At 49.2% G+C, this 3,924-nt stretch carries 4 protein-coding genes; 1 reads left to right on the top strand and 3 read right to left on the bottom strand.

Annotation, left to right across the window (positions count from 1 at the left end):
* The first annotated feature begins 170 nt into the window (after positions 1-170).
* Positions 171-1,127 (top strand): NAD(P)-dependent alcohol dehydrogenase, encoded by a 957-nt coding sequence (locus A3730_RS10445; protein WP_063518520.1) that lies wholly within the window; start codon positions 171-173, stop codon positions 1,125-1,127.
* A 19-nt stretch (positions 1,128-1,146) separates the two neighbouring features.
* On the opposite strand, the gene A3730_RS10450 is transcribed toward A3730_RS10445, so the two are convergent.
* The 3 genes from A3730_RS10450 to A3730_RS31505 all read right to left on the bottom strand — a co-directional run.
* Positions 1,147-1,599, bottom strand: coding sequence for a hypothetical protein (locus A3730_RS10450; protein ID WP_082872297.1), 453 nt, complete (start codon positions 1,597-1,599; stop codon positions 1,147-1,149).
* A gap of 126 nt (positions 1,600-1,725) precedes the next feature.
* Entirely contained in the window at positions 1,726-3,624 is a 1,899-nt protein-coding gene (locus tag A3730_RS10455; protein WP_063518521.1) for an acyltransferase family protein, read from the bottom strand.
* A gap of 125 nt (positions 3,625-3,749) precedes the next feature.
* Positions 3,750-3,924: hypothetical protein (locus A3730_RS31505; protein ID WP_197477424.1), on the bottom strand; the 175-nt coding region annotated here is incomplete at its 5' end.

A 3,924-nucleotide genomic window follows, 5' to 3' on the forward strand; every position in this document is an offset into this window, starting at 1 on the left:
ACCAAACGCGGCAGGACCAAGTCCCTGCGCGGCAAGGTGGATCCCGGCTGAGGTGCTTGCTCAGGCCTTCGCATTGACACAAATACTCCCCCGCCTTGTCGTTATCTGACCATCCGCTTTGTTGCCCGCTTTGTTAAGCTGAGCGTCAAATGCATATCACGGAGTTTGTCATGAAAGCCATCGCTACCTCCGGCTGGGGCCTGCACCCTGGCCTTGCCCTGATCGAAACAGAGGCGCCCGATCGGTTAAAACCGGATGATGTGTTGGTGGCGGTGCATGCCGCGTCGGTAAACCCCAAAGACTGGAAACTGAATTACAACCTGGCCATGGCCGCCAGTCCGGTGATGGTGAAACGCTTGCCGCCCCTGTTCGGGGACGACCTGGCGGGGGTGGTGGTCGACCGGGGGCGTAACGTGCGTGATTTTGATATTGGCGATGCGGTGTATGGCATGGATATGCGTTTGCGCACAGCCTCACTGGCAGAGCAGGCGCGGATCAGCCAGCGCCGCATCGCCAAAAAACCGCAGAACCTGTCTTTCACGCAAGCGGCGGCCATGCCGTTGGCGGCGCTAACGGCGTTGCAGGGGCTGCGCAAAGGCAAAGGCGAAGCCGGCAAGACAGTGCTGATTATTGGTGCCTCCGGCGGTGTGGGCACCTTCGCCGTACAGATCGCCAAAAATCTGGGGTTGCATGTCACCGGGGTCTGCAGTGGTCGCAATGTGGATTTTGTTCGTGAGCTGGGGGCAGATGCCATTATCGACTATACCCAGGGTGATTACCGCAAAACGGCTGGCCCGTTTGATTTGGTCTTTGACGTCACCTCTTACGAAACCCCGCTCACCTGTTCTGCCCTGCTGGGCAAGAAGGGCTACTTTATTTCCACTGGCGGCCAGGGTGCCTCCATGTTTGCTACGCCGCTTTATCGACTGTTGGGTAAAAAATCCGGCACCGTGGTGGTGGAATCGTACCGACGTGATCTGGAAACGCTGACCGCCATGGTTGAGGCCGGTACCCTGACGCCCATTATCGACAGCGTCTTTACGCTGGCAGAAAGTGAAGCGGCCTACAATCGCAACCGCTCGGGTCGTTGCCGGGGGAAAGTGGTGATTGATGTAGCGAATGACTAGAGCAATACCGCTTGAAAAATTATGGCCCGGTGGTGTCCGTCAACCGCACGGCAACACCGGTTATGCCATCGCCTCCCTGTGAACCCCAAAGACTGACCCACTGATTCTTTTCCAGAATCACCGCTCCCCGCGCACTGTTATGTCCCCGTGGGGTGGTGAAGTCCCCAACGTATTGAAACCGGAACGCCTCAGGCGCCCCGGCTTCCGGTTGCAGGGCGTAGCCGAGAAAAAGCACTTCAGTGGAAATGAAGCCTTTATCCTGTGCTTCTACAGCAACACTCAGCGCGTCAGCCTGATCCATAAAACCCGGTAGTGGATCTGGTGAGCGCCCATCCGGGCTTATTACCGCGCACTCACAATAGCGTACCTCCATCCGTAATGGTTTGGCGGACAGATACGTCTCCAGTGACGTTGCGTCGGCCTGGACAACGCCGGGCATCAGCAAGAACAACGCCAGCCGAAACATTGCCATGATGGTCGCCTCCCTGTTTATTTTTTGCCGGGTTTACCCAGCGCTGCGCGGTTTGCGTTCAGGCCTTTACCCCCGCGCCGCATGTTAGTGATTTACCTGAGCCAGGATTGAATGAAAAAACAGCTGTTACAAGTCCAGTAGCTCTTTGATTCTTTCAGAGACAAATTGGGTAGATGTTGAGCTTATATGGTGTCTGTCGCTGAAAAATGACCATTCTTCACTTCTCAAAACACAATGCTCGTTTGTGGAACAGAAAATACGATATGGTTCTATTACCGTGACGTCGTTTTCTTTTTCCAAGGTGGAAAAGTAGTCATTCTTATTTTGTAAGTATTCGGCATTGATAATATGGAGGTCATCAAGGCCGCGAATATAATCCTCTTCATTTAGGCGGAGTGTAGGCTGAAGGGGCCCGGTTCCTTCGACATCCAAGTGTCGGCCAATGATAATTATTCTACCGGCTAAAGGAGAAAAGTGTGTGATTGAGGCGTTAATGAAAGGTGCCCACCTTGCATTTTCTTCAACTTTTTTAGGGAAATTTCGGACAGCCTGATCGTAGGAGCTCCAGAGCTGAGAAATGACTATATAGTTGTAGTGATCATTCCGTCGATATAGATCCTCGCGCATGCGATTACATGAAATGTCAGAATAAGAGTCAATGAATTCGACGCCCTTTAAAAGAACGCAGCCGCCTCTAGTGACACTGTCTACTTTATCAGAGGGAATCTGCAATGCTGAAGCTATTGGGTCAACGTATTGTTGAAGAGCGGAGTCCCCAATGAAAAGAATCCTTTTTTCTCCTTTGCTGTCAATATTTATCCCTCTTTGAAATTTTTCGTGAAATGAAAATGCATGGGCTTTTATTACTTGTACAGAAAAAGGATTTAGGTGAGCGAAACGCATTTCCAATCCGTTTGTTTTTGCAATAACAATGCCAACGATAGCGAAAAGAGGAATGGTAAGTGACAGGCTGGTAGTAATAAGAGAAGACGCCCGGTTTTTTTTGTGCACAGCTTGGCGGAGGGGTTTTTCCAGATAACGATATGTAATCCATGCAGCAGGAAATGATAAAATGCAGACAAAAAAGAATAAGGCCCATGGTGACCAAGTCAGATTGAAGTAGTGAAAAAAAGAAATCAGGGGTTGGTGGTAAAGATAGAGTGGATAGGAAATCAAGCCGATAGTTACCATCCACTTTGCAGACAAAGCCCTGGTTACTAGACCTTTATTTGGGAAACCAATAATTAATGCTGTTCCAAGACAAGGCCACAGTGCATTAAGTCCTGGGAAACTGGAATCATTATCAAGGGTAAAGATGGGAATTAATATGGCAATCACCCCTAAATAGTTAGCGGCTTGTTTGATGATTTCGGGTGTATTCTTAGCAGAATTCCGGCTCATGCTTAGAGCAAGACCGGCGCCGATGAGAAGCTCAAAACCCCTGTATTGGGGCAAAAAATACCCTGATGGTGAGCGATCTGCAGCCACATTGATAGATAAGCCTAGAGAAACAAAAAGCATGATGATGACTAGAGAGCCAATCAGTTTTGGACTTATTCGATAAAAAAGCAGGAATAAAGCAGGCCATACTAGATAAAACTGTTCTTCGACACCCAGCGACCAAAGGTGGATAAATGGCTGATAAGCTTCATCCTTTGCAAAATAATCAGTGCCTTGAGAAAAAAGCAGATTGGCAGCACCAAAGGACGAGAAGAAAATCTGTTTTCCTAGAATGTCAAATCTGGCTGTGTCATAGAAAAAGAAACCGAAGGCGGTTACTAGAAGAAGGGTTAGTGCTAGAGCAGGAATCAGCCGAGCGACCCGCCGCTTATAGAATATGCGATAACTGAAAGTTCCTGACTTCGCATCTTTATAAATCAGACTGGTAATCAAAAAACCACTAATAACAAAAAAAATATCAACGCCAACGTAGCCCCCAGAAAACTGACTGATCCCAGAATGGAAAAGAAGGACAGCAAGAACTGCTACCGCTCTAAGCCCGTCAATATCGCTACGATAATTCATGATTTTCCCCAATCATATTACGCATCTCTAATGCTACTTGGTTGCCATTTTCTGGTATTAAGAAATAGTGTTTCGCTCTAACGGCTGGCCATGCTTCAGTACGCACCAAATTATTTGGCTGGATATCAAACAGTCACAAACTTGGCCGCCCGCGCTGCATGCAGCTTCTTGTAACTTTCGATCAGGCGCTGATGTTTCTCCAGGCCGTCCAGCTGCATGTTGGTGGGGGTCAGGCCCGGGAAGCGTATGCTGCCATCAACCGCGCCTATGACTGTTGCCAGGGTCTCTTCACCGTACATG

The sequence above is a fragment of the Alcanivorax sp. HI0044 genome (assembly GCF_001634945.1).